Raw genomic sequence first — 17,907 nt, forward strand, 5'->3', positions numbered from 1 at the left:
AATCATTTCGTTTTATTCATATAACATTCGTCTTTATGACAAAACTTCAACGTTTCAAAATGATAATTTCAAAAATAGTACAGTAAAACCGATGATTTTTTTATTGAACAATGATAGAATAAGCGATAAGTAAAAATAGAAATGAGGGTGCGCAGTGAAAGTTGCAATTTCTTCAGACCACGGAGGCAATAATCTCCGAAAAGAGATCACCAATCTATTAACCGAACTCGACATAGAATATATCGACTACGGACCGGATGCCGACACTTCCGTCGACTATCCAGACTATGCAGTACCAGTAGCGAATGACGTCGTAGCGGGGAAAGTAGACCGCGGAATCTTGATTTGTGGCACAGGAATCGGCATGTCCATTTCCGCCAATAAAATCAAAGGCATCCGTTGCGCGCTCGTTCATGATGTATTTAGCGCAAAAGCAACACGCGGACATAATGATTCCAACATGTTAGCAATGGGAGAACGCGTAATCGGACCAGGGCTAGCGCGAGAAATCGTTAGTACTTGGCTTGAGACAGAATTTGAAGGCGGCCGTCACGAGCGTCGTATAAATAAAATGATGGAGCTTGAAAAGAACTAAAGAAAGCAGGTGGAACATGTGGATGCCATTCAATTATGGAAACTGCAGCTAGAACAAGCATTGACCGAATTTGCCGAACAAGCACCACCTGCCGAGGAGACGATTTTCGTTATCGGCTGTTCTACTTCTGAAGTAGCAGGTGCACGCATCGGTACGAATGGTGCCCTGGAAATAGGAGAAGCCTTATTCGCGCCGCTTCAAGCGTTTGCGGATAAACACCATGTACATTTAGCTTTCCAAGGCTGTGAGCATATCAACCGTGCCATTACATTGGAACGCAAGACGGCGCAGCAATTTCATTTGGAACCTGTATCCGTCGTACCCGTTTTTAAAGCGGGTGGCTCGATGTCTACCTATGCATACAAACAATTTAGCGATCCTGTCGTAGTGGAATCAGTGCAGGCAAATGCCGGCATCGACATCGGACAAACGTTAATTGGCATGCAAATGAAGCCGGTTGTCGTACCGATCCGTACGTCGATTAATAAAATCGGTGAAGCTGTCATCACGCTTGCGACAACTCGTCCAAAATTAATTGGCGGAAGTCGTGCGAAATACGAATAAACCGTGTACAATACAAGAAAATATAAAACTATCAGAAAAAAAGGGGATACTATCCAATGGACTTAAGCAATGTACAACACAATGATGCAGCAGTTTATGAAGCAATCATGGCTGAAAAGAACCGTCAAAACTCGAACATCGAATTAATCGCATCTGAAAACTTCGTAACGGAAGCGGTAATGGAAGCACAAGGATCATACTTGACGAATAAATATGCTGAAGGATATCCAGGCAAGCGTTACTACGGCGGATGTGAGCACGTAGACGTAGTCGAAAACATCGCACGCGATCGCGTAAAAGAAATTTTTGGCGCGGCATATGCAAACGTACAGCCACACTCCGGTGCTCAAGCAAACATGGCAGTTTACTTCACAGCACTTGAGCCGGGCGACACAGTTCTTGGGATGAACCTTTCTCATGGCGGCCACTTAACACACGGTTCACCAGTTAACTTCTCCGGAAAGCTTTATAATTTCGTAGATTACGGTGTAACAAAAGAAGAAGAAGTGATCGACTATGAAGACGTTCGTCAAAAAGCGCTTGAGCACAAGCCGAAAATGATCGTTGCGGGTGCAAGTGCATATCCACGCGCAATCGACTTCGCGAAATTCCGTGAAATTGCGGATGAAGTCGGCGCATATTTGATGGTAGATATGGCGCACATCGCGGGCCTAGTCGCAGTAGGTGAGCATCAAAACCCAGTACCACACGCGCACTTCGTGACATCCACAACGCATAAAACATTGCGTGGACCACGTGGCGGGATCATTCTATTGAATGAAGAAACAGCTGAAGAATTTGGCAAGAAAATCGACAAAACAGTATTCCCAGGCGTTCAAGGTGGTCCTTTGATGCACGTAATTGCTGCAAAAGCGGTAGCGTTCAAAGAAGTATTGGATCCTTCATTCAAAGAATATGCACAACAAGTAAAGAAAAACGCTGTAGCATTGGCTGAAAAACTACAATCAGAAGGTATCGACGTCGTTTCTGGCGGCACAGACAACCACATTGTACTTGTGAAGTTAAAATCACTTGAACTAACAGGTAAAGTAGCAGAGCACGTACTGGACGAAATCGGTATCACAGTAAATAAAAACACAGTACCATTCGATACAGAAGGACCATTCATCACTTCTGGTATCCGCATCGGTACACCGGCTGTTACCACTCGTGGTTTCGTAGAAGAAGATATGGTGGAAGTGGGACGTATCATCGCAACATTATTGAAAAACCACGAAGACCCGTCAGCAAAAGACGAAGCACGCAAAGCCGTTACAGCTCTAACAGATCAGCATCCTCTATATAAGTAAGAAAACTAGCGCCTTGACCTTGTGTCGGGCGCTTTTTTATGTGGTGGGCGAGTGTGTATGAGCGGAAGTTTGGTGTTATAGAGCGGTTAAGTGGGAGGATAGAGCGCTTAAGCGTGAAGATAGAGCGGATCGGCCGGCCAATAGAGCGCTTGAGTGGGAAGATAGAGCGGCCCGGCCGGCTGATAGAGCGGTTAAGTGGGAGGATAGAGCGGATCCGCCGGCCAATAGAGCGCTTAAGTGGGAAGATAGAGCGGATCGGCCGGCCAATAGAGCGCTCAAGCGTGAAGATAGAGCGGATCGGCCGGCTGATAGAGCGCTCAAGCGTGAAGATAGAGCGGCTCAGCCAGCTGATAGAGCGCTTAAGTGGGAAGATAGAGCGGATCGGCCGGCCAATAGAGCGCTCGAGTGTGAAGATAGAGCAGATCGGCCGGCTGATAGAGCGCTTAAGTGTGAAGATAGAGCGGATCGGCCGGCCAATAGAGCGCTTAAGCGTGAAGATAGAGCGGCCCAGCCAGCTGATAGAGCGCTCAAGCATGAAGATAGAGCGAATCCACCAGCCAATAGAGCGCTCCCAAAAGAAATATGATTCTTCACAAGATTAAATGTCCACCCCGCTTTATTTTCATTATGACAAATCACACAAGTTCACTGCGCCTGCCGCGTGATTTCTGTTATAATGTACAAGATATTCCGAAAAGGAGCGATACCAATGGGAAAAGTACATGTATTTGATCATCCATTAATTCAGCACAAATTGACGTTTATACGAAAGGCCGATACAGGAACGAAAGAATTCCGCGAGCTTGTGAACGAATTAGCCACACTTATGGCTTTCGAAATCACACGTGATCTTCCGACGCAAGAAATCACGATCCAGACACCTGTCTGCGAAGCTAAATCTCGTATCTTGGCAGGAAAGAAATTAGGGATTGTTCCGATTTTACGTGCGGGAATCGGCATGGTAGACGGGATTATCGATTTAATTCCGGCTGCAAAAGTAGGACATGTTGGATTATTCCGCGACCCAGAAACTTTAAAGCCTGTTGAATACTTTGTGAAATTGCCTTCTGACGTGGCTGAGCGCGAATTCATCGTAGTGGATCCGATGCTTGCGACAGGGGGAACTGCAGTTGAAGCCATCAATTCAATGAAAAAGCGTGGCGCGGTTAACATTAAATTTATGTGTCTAGTTGCAGCTCCTGAAGGCGTCGAAGTTCTGACGAAAGCACATCCCGATGTGGACGTGTATATCGCGGCGCTAGACGAAAAGTTGGACGAACACGGCTATATCGTCCCTGGACTAGGTGACGCGGGTGACCGTTTATTCGGCACGAAATAATGGAGGGATCATTCATTGACTAAGAAATGGAAAGTGATGACGATTTTCGGTACGAGACCGGAAGCTATCAAAATGGCGCCGCTTGTTCTTGAATTGGAAAAGCACCCGGATGAAATCGAATCCATCGTCACAGTCACTGCCCAGCATCGTCAAATGCTGGATCAGGTGCTGGAAACATTTAAAATCACACCAGACTATGATTTGAATATCATGAAAGAACGCCAAACGCTCATCGATGTGGCAACACGTGGCCTAGAAGGTTTGGACAAAGTAATGAAAGAAGCGCAACCGGATATCGTGCTCGTCCACGGTGATACATCGACGACATTTATCGGCAGTCTCGCTGCGTTCTATAATCAAATTTCAGTAGGTCACGTTGAAGCGGGGTTGCGTACATGGAATAAATATTCGCCGTACCCTGAAGAAATGAACCGTCAATTGACAGGCGTGATTGCCGATCTACATTTCTCACCGACTGAGAAATCAGCACAAAATCTGATCGATGAAGGTAAAAACAAAGATCGCATCTACGTCACAGGCAACACGGCTATTGACGCATTGCAAACAACGGTAGATCCGGATTATCATCACCCGATTTTTGATCAGCTGGGAGACGACCGGTTAGTGCTATTGACTGCACATCGACGTGAAAACCTCGGTGAACCAATGCGCAATATGTTCCGTGCAATCAATCGCTTGCTCGACAAACACGATGACATCCAAGTGATCTATCCAGTACACATGAATCCGGCTGTTCGTGAAGTGGCGGATGAATTGTTAGGCGACAACGACCGCATTCATCTAATCGAGCCGCTAGAAGTACTCGACTTTCACAACTTCGCAGCGCGTTCGCACATTATCCTCACAGACTCAGGCGGTATCCAAGAAGAAGCACCATCGCTTGGAAAACCTGTTATTGTTCTGCGAGACACAACCGAACGCCCAGAAGGTATTGATGCAGGAACACTGCGCCTGGCGGGAACAGAAGAAGAAAACATCTTCCAACTTTCCGACGCGCTGCTATCCGACGATGCGGAGTACGAAAAAATGTCCAAGGCTCATAACCCATACGGTGATGGCCATGCATCTGCACGAATAGTAGAGTCGCTACTCAAATATTTATCTTCATTATAAGAACCGAAACAGCAGAGAATTCTCATCTGCTGTTTTTTTGTCCGAAAATAAAAGTGGCTAAGACAAGAGAGGGGAGGGGCTTGTAGTTCGGGTTGAAGCTCCAGCTGGCGTATGTTAAAACCTATTTACTAAGTGGTTGAAATTACATCACTCACCGACAATAGTATTTGAACTATAGTTATTTTGTGAATTCAGCTCACCCCAACACTCTGCCGACCTCCCATAGCAATAAACCACTGCACTCTAGAACATTTCATTCTGAAAACACTAACAATATTTCACTCTAAAAAAACGATGAAATAACCATATATAACCAGAAAACAAATATGTCGAATGTTTGACAATGAGAACACATTGTGAATTTATTCACCTGAATCAATTGACATAAAAAACCCTCTATTGTATGCTAACAAAGGGTAAGATTGATAAGGAACTCATACATAAATTGAGTACAGAAATCATGTTTCGTAGGTTTCAAGTCTTCACTCGGAAGCGCTACATCCTAACTCTTTGTCGACGTCGCACATAGCAACGTCACCTGGTGGACGGAAAAGGCGATTCACTTACAATTTCCAGATTTCTTCACAAGGAATCTATGTCGTTGAAAAAGATCAAAACGACAAAGACTCACTGCTCGACACAAGTCGGGAATTACTGAACACTTCAGACGCTGTAATCCAAAATACGAATTGGGAGAATAAACAATGCAAAGTATGCAGGAAATTTTCAAACAGCAGAAGAAGAGTTTCTTTTTTTTGCTTGCATTGTTCGTGCTCGGTTGGTTCTTCTTGGACTACCGGACTATCTTCGCTGGGCTCATCTTAGGTTCACTTTTCGGTATGTATAACTTTTGGATTCTCGTTCGACGGATGGAACGGTTTGACCGGTCTATCGATGAAGGGAAGCGAGCGAAGTCATTAGGTATGGGCTTACGTTTTGCATCAGGTGTAGGGGCTACGGCCATTGCACTCGTTATGCCGGAGGAGTTTGATCTGATCAGCACGGTAATCGGGTTAATGATACCCTATGCATTGCTGTTTACTGGTCATCTGCTGTTCCATTTAAAGCAATGACACTTTACTAGCAAGGGGAGGTGAACAAAAACGTGAATCATGAAAATCCACAGTTTATTTTATTCGGAATTGGGTTTAACCCATCGAATATACTGATGTTATTTGTAACGTGTCTGATTGTCTTCCTGATTGCAGTTGCATCTACACGGCGGCTTCAAATGAAACCTACGGGTATGCAGAACTTCATGGAGTGGGTCATGGACTTTGTCAAAGGCATCATCAAAAATAACATGGACTGGAAAACGGGAGGCCGCTTCCACGTACTAGGCATCACTTTGATCATGTTTGTCTTTGTTGCAAATATGATTGGACTTCCATTCGCAATCGTATGGGATCACCAACTCTGGTGGAAATCACCGACAGCCGATCCAGTTATCACGTTAACCCTCGCTGCTACAGTTGTTGCGTTAACGCATTACTATGGTGTGAAACAGCTCGGAATGGGCAAGTATTTGAAAACGTACTTCCAGCCAATTCCATTCTTGGCACCATTGAAGGTCATTGAGGAATTCGCAAATACGTTGACACTCGGTCTTCGTCTTTACGGTAACATTTTCGCAGGTGAAATCTTGATTGGTTTACTTGCAACATTGGGTGCTTCCAGCATCTTCGGTCTTGCCGGAGCTGTTATACCAGCACTTGCATGGCTCGGTTTCTCGGTATTCATCGGGGCGATCCAAGCATTTATCTTCGTTATGTTAACGATGGTCTATATGGCTCACAAGGTCAGCACAGATCACTAAACATATATTTACCCTGTAATCAGGGAACAAAACTACAAAGAATATTAGGAGGAAATACAAAATGGCAGGTATGGGTTTATTAGCAGCAGCTATTGCAGTTGGTCTAGGTGCACTTGGTGCAGGTATCGGTAACGGTTTAATCGTTTCTAAGACAGTTGAAGGGATCGCTCGTCAACCAGAAGCACGTGGCGTTCTACAAACAACAATGTTCATTGGTGTTGCATTGGTTGAGGCACTTCCAATCATCGCAACAGTTATTGCGTTTATCGTAATGAACAAATAATATTTGTGTTATATGGCGAAGCATGCAGTCTAGGTCTTCGCCATTGCTTTATGTCAACAACTAAACAATTGATAGATCTGAATGAATAGAGTGTTCCAATTAGAGTAAGAAACGAAAGAGTCATGAGCTCTTGAAGGGAGTGAAACAATCGTGTTGGATACCTTCGTCCTCTTATCAGCAAACGCTGACGCAGGATTTTTAGCTAGTTTAAACCAACGTCTAAATTTAGGCGACATTATCGTCACTGTAGTATTTTTCACGATTCTCATGGTACTTCTAAAGAAGTTTGCATGGGGTCCGTTAATGGGCGTGATGGATCAACGAGCGCAATTGATCGCTACTGAGATCGAACAAGCCGAAGCAAGTCGTCAAGAATCTGCAAAGCTTCTTGAAGAGCAACGTGTTCTGTTAAAAGAAGCACGCGAAAGCGCACAATCTATCGTAGAGAGTGCGAAGAAACAAGGTGAAGCTCAACGTGAAGAGCTAATTATGGCTGCACGCGCTGAAGCAAACCGTATGAAAGAATCTGCAACTCTCGAAATCGTTACCGAAAAAGAGAAAGCCGTTGCAGCAGTTCGCGAAGAATTCGTATCTCTTTCTATCTTGGCTGCGTCTAAGGTTCTTGGGAAAGAAATTTCTGAGGAAGATAACCGTGCATTGATCGAAGAAACGATTGTGAAGGCAGGCGAAGGGCGATGAGCCAATCGGTAATCGCAAAACGTTATGCCGTTGCATTATTCGAAGCAGCACAGGAAAAGCAACAAACGCTTTCCGTGCAAACTGATTTAAAACAATTGCAAAAAGTATTCGCTGAAGAAAAGCAATTTGACGAGTTATTAATTTCGCCAAAGTTTTCTATTCAGAAGAAGAAAGAATTGATTGGACAGCTTTTCAATGGAGCAAACCAACTTGTATTGAACACACTATATGTGTTGATCGATGCAGGCCGTATTGAAGAAATAGGCAATCTAATCGAAGACTTCCAGGAACTCGCTAACGAGGCTTCCGGAGTTGCCGAAGCGAAAGTCTACTCTACACGTTTGCTTTCAGATGAAGAAAGTACAGCTATCTCTACTGCCTTTGCACACAAAGTAGGAAAACAATCATTGCATATCGAGAACATTATTGATCCAAGCTTGATCGGTGGCATCCGCCTTCAGATCGGCAACCAAATTTACGACAGTAGTGTCAGTGCAAAGCTGGCGCGTCTGGAACGTCAATTAATCAATTAATTTGAATTAAGAGGGGTGACATACATGGGCATCAAAGCTGAGGAAATTAGCGGTCTGATCAAACAACAGATCGAAAATTATCAGTCTGAAATGGAAGTAAGTGAAACAGGTACTGTAATCCGTGTAGGTGACGGTATCGCACTTGCTCATGGCCTCGACAATGTCATGGCGGGGGAACTTCTTGAGTTCTCTACCGGCGTAATGGGTCTGGCACAAAACTTGGAAGCGAACAACGTAGGTATCGTTATCCTTGGGCCATACACAGACATTAAAGAAGGCGATGAAGTTCGTCGTACAGGCCGTATTATGGAAGTACCAGTCGGAGAAGAATTGATCGGACGTGTAGTCAATTCACTTGGACAACCAGTTGATGGACTAGGTCCAATCAATACAACAAAAACTCGTCCTATCGAAAGCCCTGCACAAGGGGTTATGGCGCGTAAATCAGTTCACGAACCATTGCAAACAGGAATCAAAGCGATTGACGCTCTAGTTCCAATCGGCCGTGGACAACGTGAATTAATCATCGGTGACCGTCAAACAGGTAAAACTACTGTTGCAATTGACGCTATCCTAAACCAAGCTGACCAAGACATGATCTGTATCTATGTTGCAATTGGTCAAAAAGAATCTACTGTTCGTGGAGTTGTTGAAACTCTACGCAGAAACGGTGCACTCGATTACACAATCGTAGTTACTGCATCTGCATCAAGCCCGTCGCCAATGCTTTTCTTGGCACCATACACAGGCATTTCGATGGCAGAAGAATTCATGTTCGCAGGCAAGCACGTGCTAATCGTTTATGATGATCTATCTAAACAAGCAGCAGCTTACCGTGAACTGTCCTTGCTACTTCGTCGTCCTCCGGGTCGTGAAGCATATCCAGGGGATGTCTTCTACCTACACAGCCGCCTACTTGAGCGTGCTGCGAAGTTGAATGACGAACTAGGAGCAGGATCTATTACAGCATTGCCGTTCGTTGAGACACAAGCAGGAGATATCTCTGCTTATATCCCAACAAACGTAATTTCTATTACAGACGGACAAATCTTCTTGCAGTCTGACCTATTCTTCTCAGGTGTACGTCCAGCGATCAACGCCGGTCTTTCCGTATCCCGTGTTGGTGGATCAGCGCAAATTAAAGCAATGAAGAAAGTTGCCGGTACACTTCGTTTGGACTTGGCAGCATTCCGTGAACTAGAAGCATTCTCACAATTCGGTTCGGATCTTGACCCTACTACGAGAGCGAAACTGGACCGCGGTCACCGCACAGTTGAAATCTTGAAGCAGGACTTGAACAAGCCGTTGAAAGTCGAATACCAAGTAATCAGTCTATATGCACTGACACGCGGTTACCTCGACGATATTCCAGTAAAAGACGTATTGCGTTTTGAAAGTGAAATCACTAGCTGGTTAGAATCCAACCATACGGAAGTGTATGACCACATTCGTACAACGAAAGATCTTCCAGCTGATGACGTAATGAGCGCAGCGTTCAACGAATTCAAGAAAAACTTTGTGACTTCTGAAGCATAACTTTTCATTGAATGGATCTAAAAATAAAGGTGGTGAATAGCCAGTGGCGTCCTTACGCGAGATAGAAAGCCGTATTGCTTCAACAAAAAAGACGAGTCAAATCACGAGAGCGATGCAAATGGTATCTGCTTCCAAACTGAACCGTGCCGAAGTGAATGCGAAGAAATTCGTACCTTACATGGATAAAGTAGAAGAAGTAGTTGGTGCCATTGCAGCCGTAACGAAAGATTCCGGACATCCTCTATTAACTGCACGTCCCGTAAAGAAGTCTGCGTACATCGTAGTCACTTCTGACCGTGGACTAGTTGGGGGATATAACTCGCACATTTTCCGTGCAGTTACCCGTGCAATCGAACAACGCCATAAATCGAAAGATGAAGTGGTCATTATCGCGATCGGTCGTAAAGGCTATGAATTCTTCGACCGTCTGGGTTACCAGATCGAAGAAAGCCTGATTGGACTTTCGGATCACCCTCGTTTTGAAGAAGTAAAAGATATCGCGAATCGGGCTGTTGGCATGTTCACAGAAGGCGTTTATGATGAAGTGTACTTGTATTACAACCACTTCATCTCCGCCATCTCCAACGAAGCAACTGAACGTAAATTGCTTCCACTCACAGATATTTCATCTGTATCTGCTTCATCATCTTATGAGTTCGAGCCTTCAGCAGAAGCGATTCTCGAAACACTTCTCCCACAATACACGGAGAGCCTCATTTATGGAGCGGTACTCGATGGAAAAGCGAGCGAACATGCTTCCAGTATGACAGCGATGAAGACGGCGACAGACAATGCGTCTGACCTAATCGATTCGTTAACATTACAATTTAACCGCGCTCGTCAAGCAGCGATCACTCAGGAAATCACTGAAATCGTAGCCGGCGTAGCAGCACTCGAATAATAGATTTGAAACAGTAAGACAGGAGGGAAAAGCATGAGTAATGGACATATTCTTCAAGTTATGGGTCCGGTTGTCGACGTAAAGTTTGAAAACGGGCAACTTCCAGCGATCTATAACGCATTGAAGGTTAATATCGATCGTTCCAACGGAGTGGTTGAAGTATTGACTTTAGAAGTAGCACTTCACCTTGGTGATGATGCAGTTCGTACGATTGCGATGTCCTCGACAGATGGTCTGAAACGCGGTACGTCAGTTATTAATACAGGCGCACCAATTTCTGTTCCAGTCGGCGACGTTACACTCGGACGTGTATTTAACGTACTAGGTGAGGAAATTGACCTGCGTGAGCCAGTTCCTGCTGATTCACAACGTGACCCAATTCACCGTTCTGCACCAACATTTGAATTCCTTTCTACAGAGGTAGAAATTCTTGAAACTGGAATTAAAGTAGTTGACTTGCTTGCACCATACATCAAGGGTGGTAAAATCGGACTCTTCGGTGGTGCGGGAGTTGGTAAAACAGTTCTAATTCAGGAATTAATCAACAACATCGCACAAGAACACGGTGGTATTTCCGTATTCGCAGGTGTTGGAGAACGTACTCGTGAAGGAAATGACTTGTACTTTGAAATGACAGATTCAGGCGTTATCAAGAAAACGGCAATGGTATTCGGTCAAATGAACGAGCCACCAGGCGCACGTATGCGTGTAGCACTTTCTGGCTTGACTATGGCTGAGTATTTCCGTGATGAGCAAGGACAAGACGTTCTATTGTTCATCGATAACATCTTCCGCTTTACACAAGCAGGTTCTGAAGTTTCTGCACTACTTGGACGTATGCCTTCTGCGGTTGGTTACCAGCCGACATTGGCAACTGAAATGGGTCAGTTACAAGAGCGAATCACTTCTACAAATAAAGGATCAGTTACATCGATCCAAGCTATCTACGTACCAGCGGATGACTATACGGATCCAGCTCCGGCAACAACTTTCGCTCACTTAGATGCAACAACGAACTTGGAGCGTAAACTTTCAGAGATGGGTATCTACCCAGCTGTGGATCCACTAGCTTCTTCTTCACGTGCATTGAGTGCAGAAATCGTTGGACCGGAACACTACCGTGTAGCTCGTGAAGTACAAACAACTCTTCAACGATACCGTGAATTGCAAGATATCATCGCAATCTTAGGTATGGACGAGTTAGACGAAGATGACAAGCAGATCGTTGATCGCGCTCGTCGTATTCAGTTCTTCTTGTCACAAAACTTCCACGTTGCTGAGCAGTTTACAGGACAAAAAGGTTCTTACGTTCCAGTTCCTGAAACAATCAAAGGCTTTGCTGAAATTCTAGAAGGTAAGTATGATCACTTACCGGAAGATGCTTTCCGTTTAGTTGGACGTATCGAAGAAGTTATCGCAAAAGCAAAAGCTATGGGTGTAGAAGTCTAAGAAAAGGGACCAGGAGGGAAAAAAATGAGTAAAATCAAAGTGAATATCGTCACTCCCGACGGCCCTGTTGTTGAAATGGATGCGAACATGGTGATTGCAGTTACCGAAGCTGGTGAGATCGGGGTTTTACCCGGTCACATCGCGATGGTCGCGCCGCTTCAAATTGGTGCACTTCGCCTAAAAACAGATGGCAAAACAGAAACAGTCGCAGTCCACGGAGGCTTCATCGAGGTCCGTCCTGAAGTTGTCACTGTATTGGCACAGAGTGCGGAACTGGCTGAGTCCATTGATATCGCACGTGCAAAGAAAGCTGCTGAAAAAGCTGAACAAGTTCTTCAGAAAAAAACTGACGCCCTTTCTCAAAACTTAGCAGAGCTTGATTTAAAACGTGCAATTAACCGCATGCAAGTGTATGAACAACGTATTTAATCTATAAATGAAATGGGCGGACAGACAATCTCTGTCTGCCCATTTTCTCTATATTCTAGAAAAAGGAGTGGAAACGATGGACAGCATGTTAGGCAGCAATCCATTACTCGCGATCGTATCGCATATATTTTTCATCGGCATCAGCTTCGTTGCACTACAAGCAATCTTGCCAGAAAACATCATACGAAAAAACCGCGTATTCCAAACACAACTTTTGTTTATTTTGCTAAGTATTGCTATTGGTTCCACTGTATCAAAATTCTTTTTAGACATATCCTATTGGTCAGGAAGATGGGCAACATGGTTTTGATTTCCTTCAGCTGAAGCTCTAGCAGTTCGACCAGCGGAAATCAGAACTCTAGCTGAAGGAAATTAAAACGGCTATTTTGGATATAGTGTGGGTTTGTCACATGAACTGTTAAAACTAGCGAAATTCACAGCGTGTTTACAAATGAAATATACTTCACAAAACGCTCTCTATTTTCTTAAACTGTAATATACATGTAATAAAAATATCTTCCATTGCGTGTAAAATGTAGAATTAGCGGGTAATAACAGTATTGTGGCTATAAATGAATGATCAAATGCAATCACTTTGTGTCAGATCCCCACATATACTACATCACGCAAGAAATAACACAAAACTGCGCCGGAAGTTACTTGTTTAGTAGGGTTTTACAAGGTACAATAGTATATGTTTTATATGTGGAATTTGAATTTGACAAATGAACTGCAACACCAATGAAAAATGTTTATAGACGATTATTGATAATAGGCTGTGGGTGAAGGATAAATTGGACTCGGAGGGGCTACTGGTGGAAAAAATTATTATTAACGGCGGACGGACTTTACAAGGGAACGTACGCGTAGAAGGTGCGAAGAACGCGGTATTACCGATTTTGGCTGCTGCTTTATTGGCATCTGAAGGTGTGAATGTTATTCGTGACGTTCCAAATCTTTCAGATGTACGGACAATTAATGAAGTGCTTAAAAGTTTGAACGCAAAAATCACGCATGATCCGGAAAAAGGGGAAGTCATCGTAGATTCACGTGGAAGACTAGCTGATGAAGCACAATTTGAATTTGTACGTAAAATGCGCGCATCCATTTTAGTAATGGGACCGTTACTGGCGCGTAACGGATTCGCGCGTATCGCATTGCCGGGCGGCTGTGCAATAGGTTCAAGACCTATTGACCAACACTTGAAAGGCTTCGAAGCAATGGGAGCAGAAATTTCATTTGGACATGGCCATGTGGAAGCGAAAGTAGACGGTCGTTTAAAAGGCGCGAAAATCTACTTGGATTTCCCGAGTGTAGGCGCAACAGAAAATATTATGACGGCTGCTGCTCTTGCTGAAGGTACAACGATCATCGAGAACGCTGCCAAAGAACCTGAAATCGTCGACTTGGCGAATTTCATCAATGAAATGGGCGGTAAAGTAGTAGGTGCAGGTACGGATAATATTCGTATCGAAGGTGTAACGACAATGTATGCATCGACTCACCATATTATTCCGGATCGTATCGAAGCTGGAACATTCATGGTCGCTGCAGCCATCACGGGTGGAGACGTCACAATCGACAACGCAGTACCTGAACACTCTACAGCACTCATTTCCAAGTTGACGGAAATGGGCGTAGAAATCACACAGCTGGATGAAGGGATTCGTGTTACAGCGAAACACCCACTTAAGGCAGTCGATTTGAAGACGATGCCGCATCCAGGTTTCCCGACAGATATGCAATCACAAATGATGGCATTGATGTTAACAGCTACCGGTATCGGTGTGTTAACGGAAACGGTATTTGAAAATCGTTTTATGCACGTTGAAGAATTCCGCCGTATGAACGCAGATGTGAAGATCGAAGGACGTTCTGTTATTGTTTCAGGACCTTCAAAAATCCAAGGTGCGGAAGTCGCAGCCACAGACTTGCGTGCCGCTGCATCACTCATCCTAGCCGGACTCGTAGCAGAAGGCGTTACACGTGTGACTGAATTGATTCACTTGGATCGCGGTTATGTGGACTTCGATAAGAAGCTCAAAGCTCTAGGCGCAGACATAACACGTGTCTCCACTGAACAAGAAGTTACAGAATCTCAATTCGCATAATGATTGACACCATGGACAGTTCGCTGTTCATGGTTTTTTCATTATCTGCGATGAATACCCATTCTCTCCTCAACATATAGTCTAGTATGTACAAAAAACTACTCCTTTTATTCATCATTCTCACATTATTTTTTATTCCTTTTCTTGTAAGACAAGCACCAGAGATCAAACTGGTAGAAAAAAGAGAGGAGCAGTATTGCGATGTGCTGATCACGGTCATAGGTGTGGACGAGCCGATTCCGCTTGAAGAGTATGTTGTCGGAGTGGTAGCAGGTGAGATGCCTGCCGATTTTCATCCCGAAGCATTGAAAGCTCAAGTCATCGCCGCCCGCACCTATGCCGCAAGAAACACTGATAAAGGAATCAAGCCGATTGCGAAAGACGTCTCTGCGCAAGTATACCGCACAGAAGCCGAGCGTAAAGAGCGCTGGGGCAAGTCGTTCAAAGACAATGAAAAGAAAGTGCGCAAAGCAGCAGAAGAAACGCTAGGACAAATTATTGTGTACGGCGAAGAAATCATATCTGCCATGTTTTTCTCTACATCTAATGGAAAAACAGAAGCTGCACAAAATTTCAGCGGCAATCCAGTGGAGTATTTACAAAGCGTGGAAAGTCCAGGGGAAGAAGAAGTAGCACCTACCGTAGAGCGCAAGCAAGAACTAACATTGACTGAATGGAATCGTAAACTCGGTTTCAACTGGGACGCCAATCAATTTCGTGAATTGAAGCTCGTCCGCAATCAAACCGGACGTGTCCAGAAAATCATGGCTGGACAATATGAAACAAGTGGTCGGCAAATTCGAGAAAAACTTCATTTGGCTTCTACCGATTTCAATATTGCGTATGACATCAACAATCAAATCGTCCATATTACGACCGTTGGCTACGGCCATGGAGTCGGGATGAGTCAATACGGCGCAGAAGCCTTCGCGCAAAAAGGATGGACTGCAGACCAAATTGTGTCGCACTATTATACAGGCACAAAAATCCAAAAAATAAATTTACCTGAAGATCGATGTTTAAAATCCTCGTAACTTGCAAAGAATGCAAGTGAGGTGATGAACATGCGAGAAGAAAAACCAAAAGCCCCTTCTCAGGAGAACAAGAAAACGAAGAACGGCTGGTTCTGGCCTGCCATTTATACGAGCGTAGCGCTTTTATTCATCGGCATGGTATGGGGATACACCGCATTGACGACGGAAGATTCTGTGCCGTCTGAAGTGGCAAAAGTAGAGCAGCCAAAAGAAAATGGCACGGTAGAAACAAATGCAACAAAAGAAACACTGAAGTATCCATTTGATGAAGCAAAAGTAGATCAAGTCGCCATCTTACAAGAATTCTATGATGCAGAAGCAGACGAAGCAGTGCGTGAGAAAGCACTACTCGTATTCAACCAGACGTATGTCACAAGCAAAGGACTTTCCCTATCAATGGATGGTGAACCATTCGAAGCCGTAGCGGCAATGAGTGGAACAGTCGAAGAAGTTATCGTGGATTCATTCAAAGGAACGGAAATTAGATTGAAACACGCTGACGGTAAGACGACGGTCTACGGTTCATTGACAGGCGTCCTCGTTAAAGAAGGCGACGTAGTCCAACAAGGGCAAGTGCTTGCCACAACGACTCAGAATGAATGGAATCCAGAAGCAGGCGTCCACTTGCAATTTGAAATCCAGCAAGATGGTGTATCTGTAAACCCACACGATTTCCTAGCATTTTAATACGTAGCACCCAAAGCCATTCCAGCCCCCGGAATGGCTTTTTTCATATATTGTTACATATTCGCATACACTACATTAGTCAAAGGAGTGAATAGAGAAAGGAAGAGGGCGTGCACGAGCAAATTAGAAAACGCTGCGTACGACTGGGCAAGCTACTGATCGAGACCAACTTGACAGTGCGCGCGCTAGCCACTGCGACCGGCTACTCCAAAAGCACGGTCCACAAAGACTTAACTGAACGATTACCAAATGTAGATCCATGCTTGTCACGGAAAGTCGCAGAAATTCTGGCCTACCACAAATCCATCCGCCACCTACGCGGAGGAGAAGCCACCCGCCAAAAATGGAAAAATGAAACCGAAGCACAAAAAGCAGATGCCTAGCCACACTGAAAATGAAGCAGTAATGTACTGTACCCATACAAGCAGCCTGAAATTATGAAAAGCTATCCAGAGGAATGTATCTGGATAGCTTTTGTTTGGTTGGGTCGCGTGCGCTCAATGTCAGCTGGCCTATCCGCTCAATGATGCGCGTGATCCGCTCTATGTCGGCCCGCGAGCGCTCAATGTGCTGGCCTCTCCGCTCAATGCTGCGCGTGATTCGCTCTATAGGGGTCCGCGAGCGCTCAATGTGTCATCCTATCCGCTCAATCGCCCGCGCCATCACGCTCTAAGTAGGTCCGCGTGGGCTCAATATCAGCTGGCCTTTCCGCTCAATGCCGCGCGTGACCCGCTCTATGTCGGTCCGCGAACGCTCAATGTGCTGGCTTATCCGCTCAATGCCGCGCGTGATTCGCTCTATGTCGGTCCGCGAGCGCTCAATGTGTCATCCTACCCGCTCAATCGTCCGCGCCATCACGCTCTATGTCGGCCCGCGAACGCTCAATGGGCTGGTTTAACCGCTCAATGCTGCGCGTGATCCGCTCTATGTCGGTACGCGAACGCTCAATGTGCTGGCTTATCCGCTCAATGCTGCGCGTGATCCGCTCTATGTCGGCCTGCAAACGCCCAATGTGCTGGCCTATCCGCTCAATGCCGCGTGTGATCCGCTCTATAAGGGTCCGCGAGCGCTCAATGTGTCATCCTATCCGCTCAATCGCCCGCGCCATCACGCTCTAAGTAGGTCCGCGTGGGCTCAATATCAGCTGGCCTCTCCGCTCAATGCTGCGCGTGATCCGCTCTATGTCGGTCTGCAAACGCTCAATGTGCTGGTTTACCCGCTCAATGCCGCGCGTGACCCGCTCTATGTCGGTCCGCGAACGCTCAATGTGCTGGCTTATCCGCTCAATGCTACGCGTGACCCGCTCTATGTCGGCCCGCAAACGCTCAATATGCTGGCCTATCCGCTCAATGCCGCACGTGATCCGCTAAATAAATCACGAGCCATCGCTAACTTGCTGGCGGCTTTTCGTTTTGACGACTCCTCTCGAATACTGCCAAATAAAGTAGAAATATGATATAATAAACAGCTAATGAATGTAATCGGAT

General features: G+C 45.2%; 21 protein-coding genes. All 21 read left to right on the forward strand.

Features of this window, described 5'->3' with window-relative positions:
• Positions 1–154 precede the first annotated feature (154 nt).
• The 21 genes from rpiB (at position 155) to CSV73_RS12855 (ending at position 17,876) form a co-directional block, all read left to right on the forward strand.
• Positions 155–595, forward strand: a complete 441-nt coding sequence (rpiB, locus tag CSV73_RS12755; RefSeq protein WP_085132706.1) for a ribose 5-phosphate isomerase B — start codon at positions 155–157, stop codon at positions 593–595.
• A gap of 18 nt (positions 596–613) precedes the next feature.
• Positions 614–1,159: a TIGR01440 family protein gene (locus CSV73_RS12760; protein ID WP_199093104.1), complete on the forward strand. Its 546-nt coding sequence runs from the start codon at positions 614–616 to the stop codon at positions 1,157–1,159.
• Positions 1,160–1,215: 56 nt separating this feature from the next.
• Entirely contained in the window at positions 1,216–2,469 is a 1,254-nt protein-coding gene (glyA, locus tag CSV73_RS12765) for a serine hydroxymethyltransferase (RefSeq protein WP_085132708.1), read from the forward strand.
• A 53-nt stretch (positions 2,470–2,522) separates the two neighbouring features.
• Positions 2,523–3,071 (forward strand): hypothetical protein, encoded by a 549-nt coding sequence (locus CSV73_RS12770; protein ID WP_099627791.1) that lies wholly within the window; start codon positions 2,523–2,525, stop codon positions 3,069–3,071.
• 107 nt (positions 3,072–3,178) lie between these two features.
• The gene (upp, locus tag CSV73_RS12775; RefSeq protein WP_085132710.1) at positions 3,179–3,808 is read left to right on the forward strand and encodes a uracil phosphoribosyltransferase; all 630 of its coding nucleotides are present in this window, start codon (positions 3,179–3,181) and stop codon (positions 3,806–3,808) included.
• 15 nt (positions 3,809–3,823) lie between these two features.
• On the forward strand, positions 3,824–4,942 hold the full coding sequence (gene wecB / locus CSV73_RS12780) for a non-hydrolyzing UDP-N-acetylglucosamine 2-epimerase (RefSeq protein WP_085132711.1): 1,119 nt from the start codon (positions 3,824–3,826) through the stop codon (positions 4,940–4,942).
• Between the two features lie 704 nt (positions 4,943–5,646).
• Positions 5,647–6,015, forward strand: a complete 369-nt coding sequence (locus CSV73_RS12785) for an ATP synthase subunit I (protein ID WP_099627792.1) — start codon at positions 5,647–5,649, stop codon at positions 6,013–6,015.
• A gap of 32 nt (positions 6,016–6,047) precedes the next feature.
• Entirely contained in the window at positions 6,048–6,758 is a 711-nt protein-coding gene (gene atpB / locus CSV73_RS12790; RefSeq protein WP_085132713.1) for a F0F1 ATP synthase subunit A, read from the forward strand.
• A gap of 70 nt (positions 6,759–6,828) precedes the next feature.
• Complete coding sequence (gene atpE, locus CSV73_RS12795) at positions 6,829–7,041, forward strand: F0F1 ATP synthase subunit C (protein ID WP_029053447.1); 213 nt, start codon at positions 6,829–6,831, stop codon at positions 7,039–7,041.
• 147 nt (positions 7,042–7,188) lie between these two features.
• A complete protein-coding gene (atpF, locus tag CSV73_RS12800) occupies positions 7,189–7,740 on the forward strand; it encodes a F0F1 ATP synthase subunit B (RefSeq protein ID WP_369802596.1) in 552 nt (183 codons plus the stop codon).
• Complete coding sequence (locus tag CSV73_RS12805; protein WP_085132714.1) at positions 7,737–8,273, forward strand: F0F1 ATP synthase subunit delta; 537 nt, start codon at positions 7,737–7,739, stop codon at positions 8,271–8,273. The genes atpF and CSV73_RS12805 overlap by 4 nt, the downstream gene beginning before the upstream one ends.
• A gap of 24 nt (positions 8,274–8,297) precedes the next feature.
• Positions 8,298–9,809, forward strand: a complete 1,512-nt coding sequence (gene atpA, locus CSV73_RS12810) for a F0F1 ATP synthase subunit alpha (protein ID WP_099627793.1) — start codon at positions 8,298–8,300, stop codon at positions 9,807–9,809.
• 43 nt (positions 9,810–9,852) lie between these two features.
• Entirely contained in the window at positions 9,853–10,710 is an 858-nt protein-coding gene (gene atpG, locus CSV73_RS12815) for an ATP synthase F1 subunit gamma (protein WP_085132716.1), read from the forward strand.
• Between the two features lie 33 nt (positions 10,711–10,743).
• Positions 10,744–12,159 (forward strand): F0F1 ATP synthase subunit beta, encoded by a 1,416-nt coding sequence (gene atpD / locus CSV73_RS12820; RefSeq protein ID WP_085132717.1) that lies wholly within the window; start codon positions 10,744–10,746, stop codon positions 12,157–12,159.
• Between the two features lie 24 nt (positions 12,160–12,183).
• Positions 12,184–12,588, forward strand: a complete 405-nt coding sequence (locus CSV73_RS12825) for a F0F1 ATP synthase subunit epsilon (RefSeq protein ID WP_099627794.1) — start codon at positions 12,184–12,186, stop codon at positions 12,586–12,588.
• 76 nt (positions 12,589–12,664) lie between these two features.
• Positions 12,665–12,898 carry a DUF1146 family protein gene (locus tag CSV73_RS12830; protein ID WP_198166009.1) on the forward strand — a complete coding sequence of 78 codons (234 nt, stop codon included), beginning with the start codon at positions 12,665–12,667 and terminating at the stop codon, positions 12,896–12,898.
• A 505-nt stretch (positions 12,899–13,403) separates the two neighbouring features.
• Complete coding sequence (gene murA, locus CSV73_RS12835; protein ID WP_085132719.1) at positions 13,404–14,699, forward strand: UDP-N-acetylglucosamine 1-carboxyvinyltransferase; 1,296 nt, start codon at positions 13,404–13,406, stop codon at positions 14,697–14,699.
• A 203-nt stretch (positions 14,700–14,902) separates the two neighbouring features.
• Positions 14,903–15,733: a stage II sporulation protein D gene (spoIID, locus tag CSV73_RS12840; RefSeq protein ID WP_233202900.1), complete on the forward strand. Its 831-nt coding sequence runs from the start codon at positions 14,903–14,905 to the stop codon at positions 15,731–15,733.
• Positions 15,734–15,763: 30 nt separating this feature from the next.
• Entirely contained in the window at positions 15,764–16,420 is a 657-nt protein-coding gene (locus CSV73_RS12845; protein WP_198166010.1) for a M23 family metallopeptidase, read from the forward strand.
• Positions 16,421–16,530: 110 nt separating this feature from the next.
• The gene (locus CSV73_RS12850; RefSeq protein WP_029053436.1) at positions 16,531–16,803 is read left to right on the forward strand and encodes a sporulation transcriptional regulator SpoIIID; all 273 of its coding nucleotides are present in this window, start codon (positions 16,531–16,533) and stop codon (positions 16,801–16,803) included.
• A 566-nt stretch (positions 16,804–17,369) separates the two neighbouring features.
• Entirely contained in the window at positions 17,370–17,876 is a 507-nt protein-coding gene (locus CSV73_RS12855; RefSeq protein WP_099627796.1) for a hypothetical protein, read from the forward strand.
• Positions 17,877–17,907 lie beyond the last annotated feature (31 nt).

It is taken from the genome of Sporosarcina sp. P1 (genome assembly GCF_002743155.1).
Lineage (GTDB): Bacteria > Bacillota > Bacilli > Bacillales_A > Planococcaceae > Sporosarcina > Sporosarcina ureae_B.

Coding starts and splice junctions, on each gene's coding strand:
- glyA (WP_085132708.1), top strand. CDS start 1,216: ATGGACTTAAGCAATGTACAACACAATGATGCAGCAGTTTATGAAGCA.
- upp (WP_085132710.1), top strand. CDS start 3,179: ATGGGAAAAGTACATGTATTTGATCATCCATTAATTCAGCACAAATTG.
- CSV73_RS12785 (WP_099627792.1), top strand. CDS start 5,647: ATGCAAAGTATGCAGGAAATTTTCAAACAGCAGAAGAAGAGTTTCTTT.
- atpE (WP_029053447.1), top strand. CDS start 6,829: ATGGGTTTATTAGCAGCAGCTATTGCAGTTGGTCTAGGTGCACTTGGT.
- CSV73_RS12805 (WP_085132714.1), top strand. CDS start 7,737: ATGAGCCAATCGGTAATCGCAAAACGTTATGCCGTTGCATTATTCGAA.
- atpA (WP_099627793.1), top strand. CDS start 8,298: ATGGGCATCAAAGCTGAGGAAATTAGCGGTCTGATCAAACAACAGATC.
- atpD (WP_085132717.1), top strand. CDS start 10,744: ATGAGTAATGGACATATTCTTCAAGTTATGGGTCCGGTTGTCGACGTA.
- CSV73_RS12825 (WP_099627794.1), top strand. CDS start 12,184: ATGAGTAAAATCAAAGTGAATATCGTCACTCCCGACGGCCCTGTTGTT.
- CSV73_RS12830 (WP_198166009.1), top strand. CDS start 12,665: ATGGACAGCATGTTAGGCAGCAATCCATTACTCGCGATCGTATCGCAT.
- CSV73_RS12845 (WP_198166010.1), top strand. CDS start 15,764: ATGCGAGAAGAAAAACCAAAAGCCCCTTCTCAGGAGAACAAGAAAACG.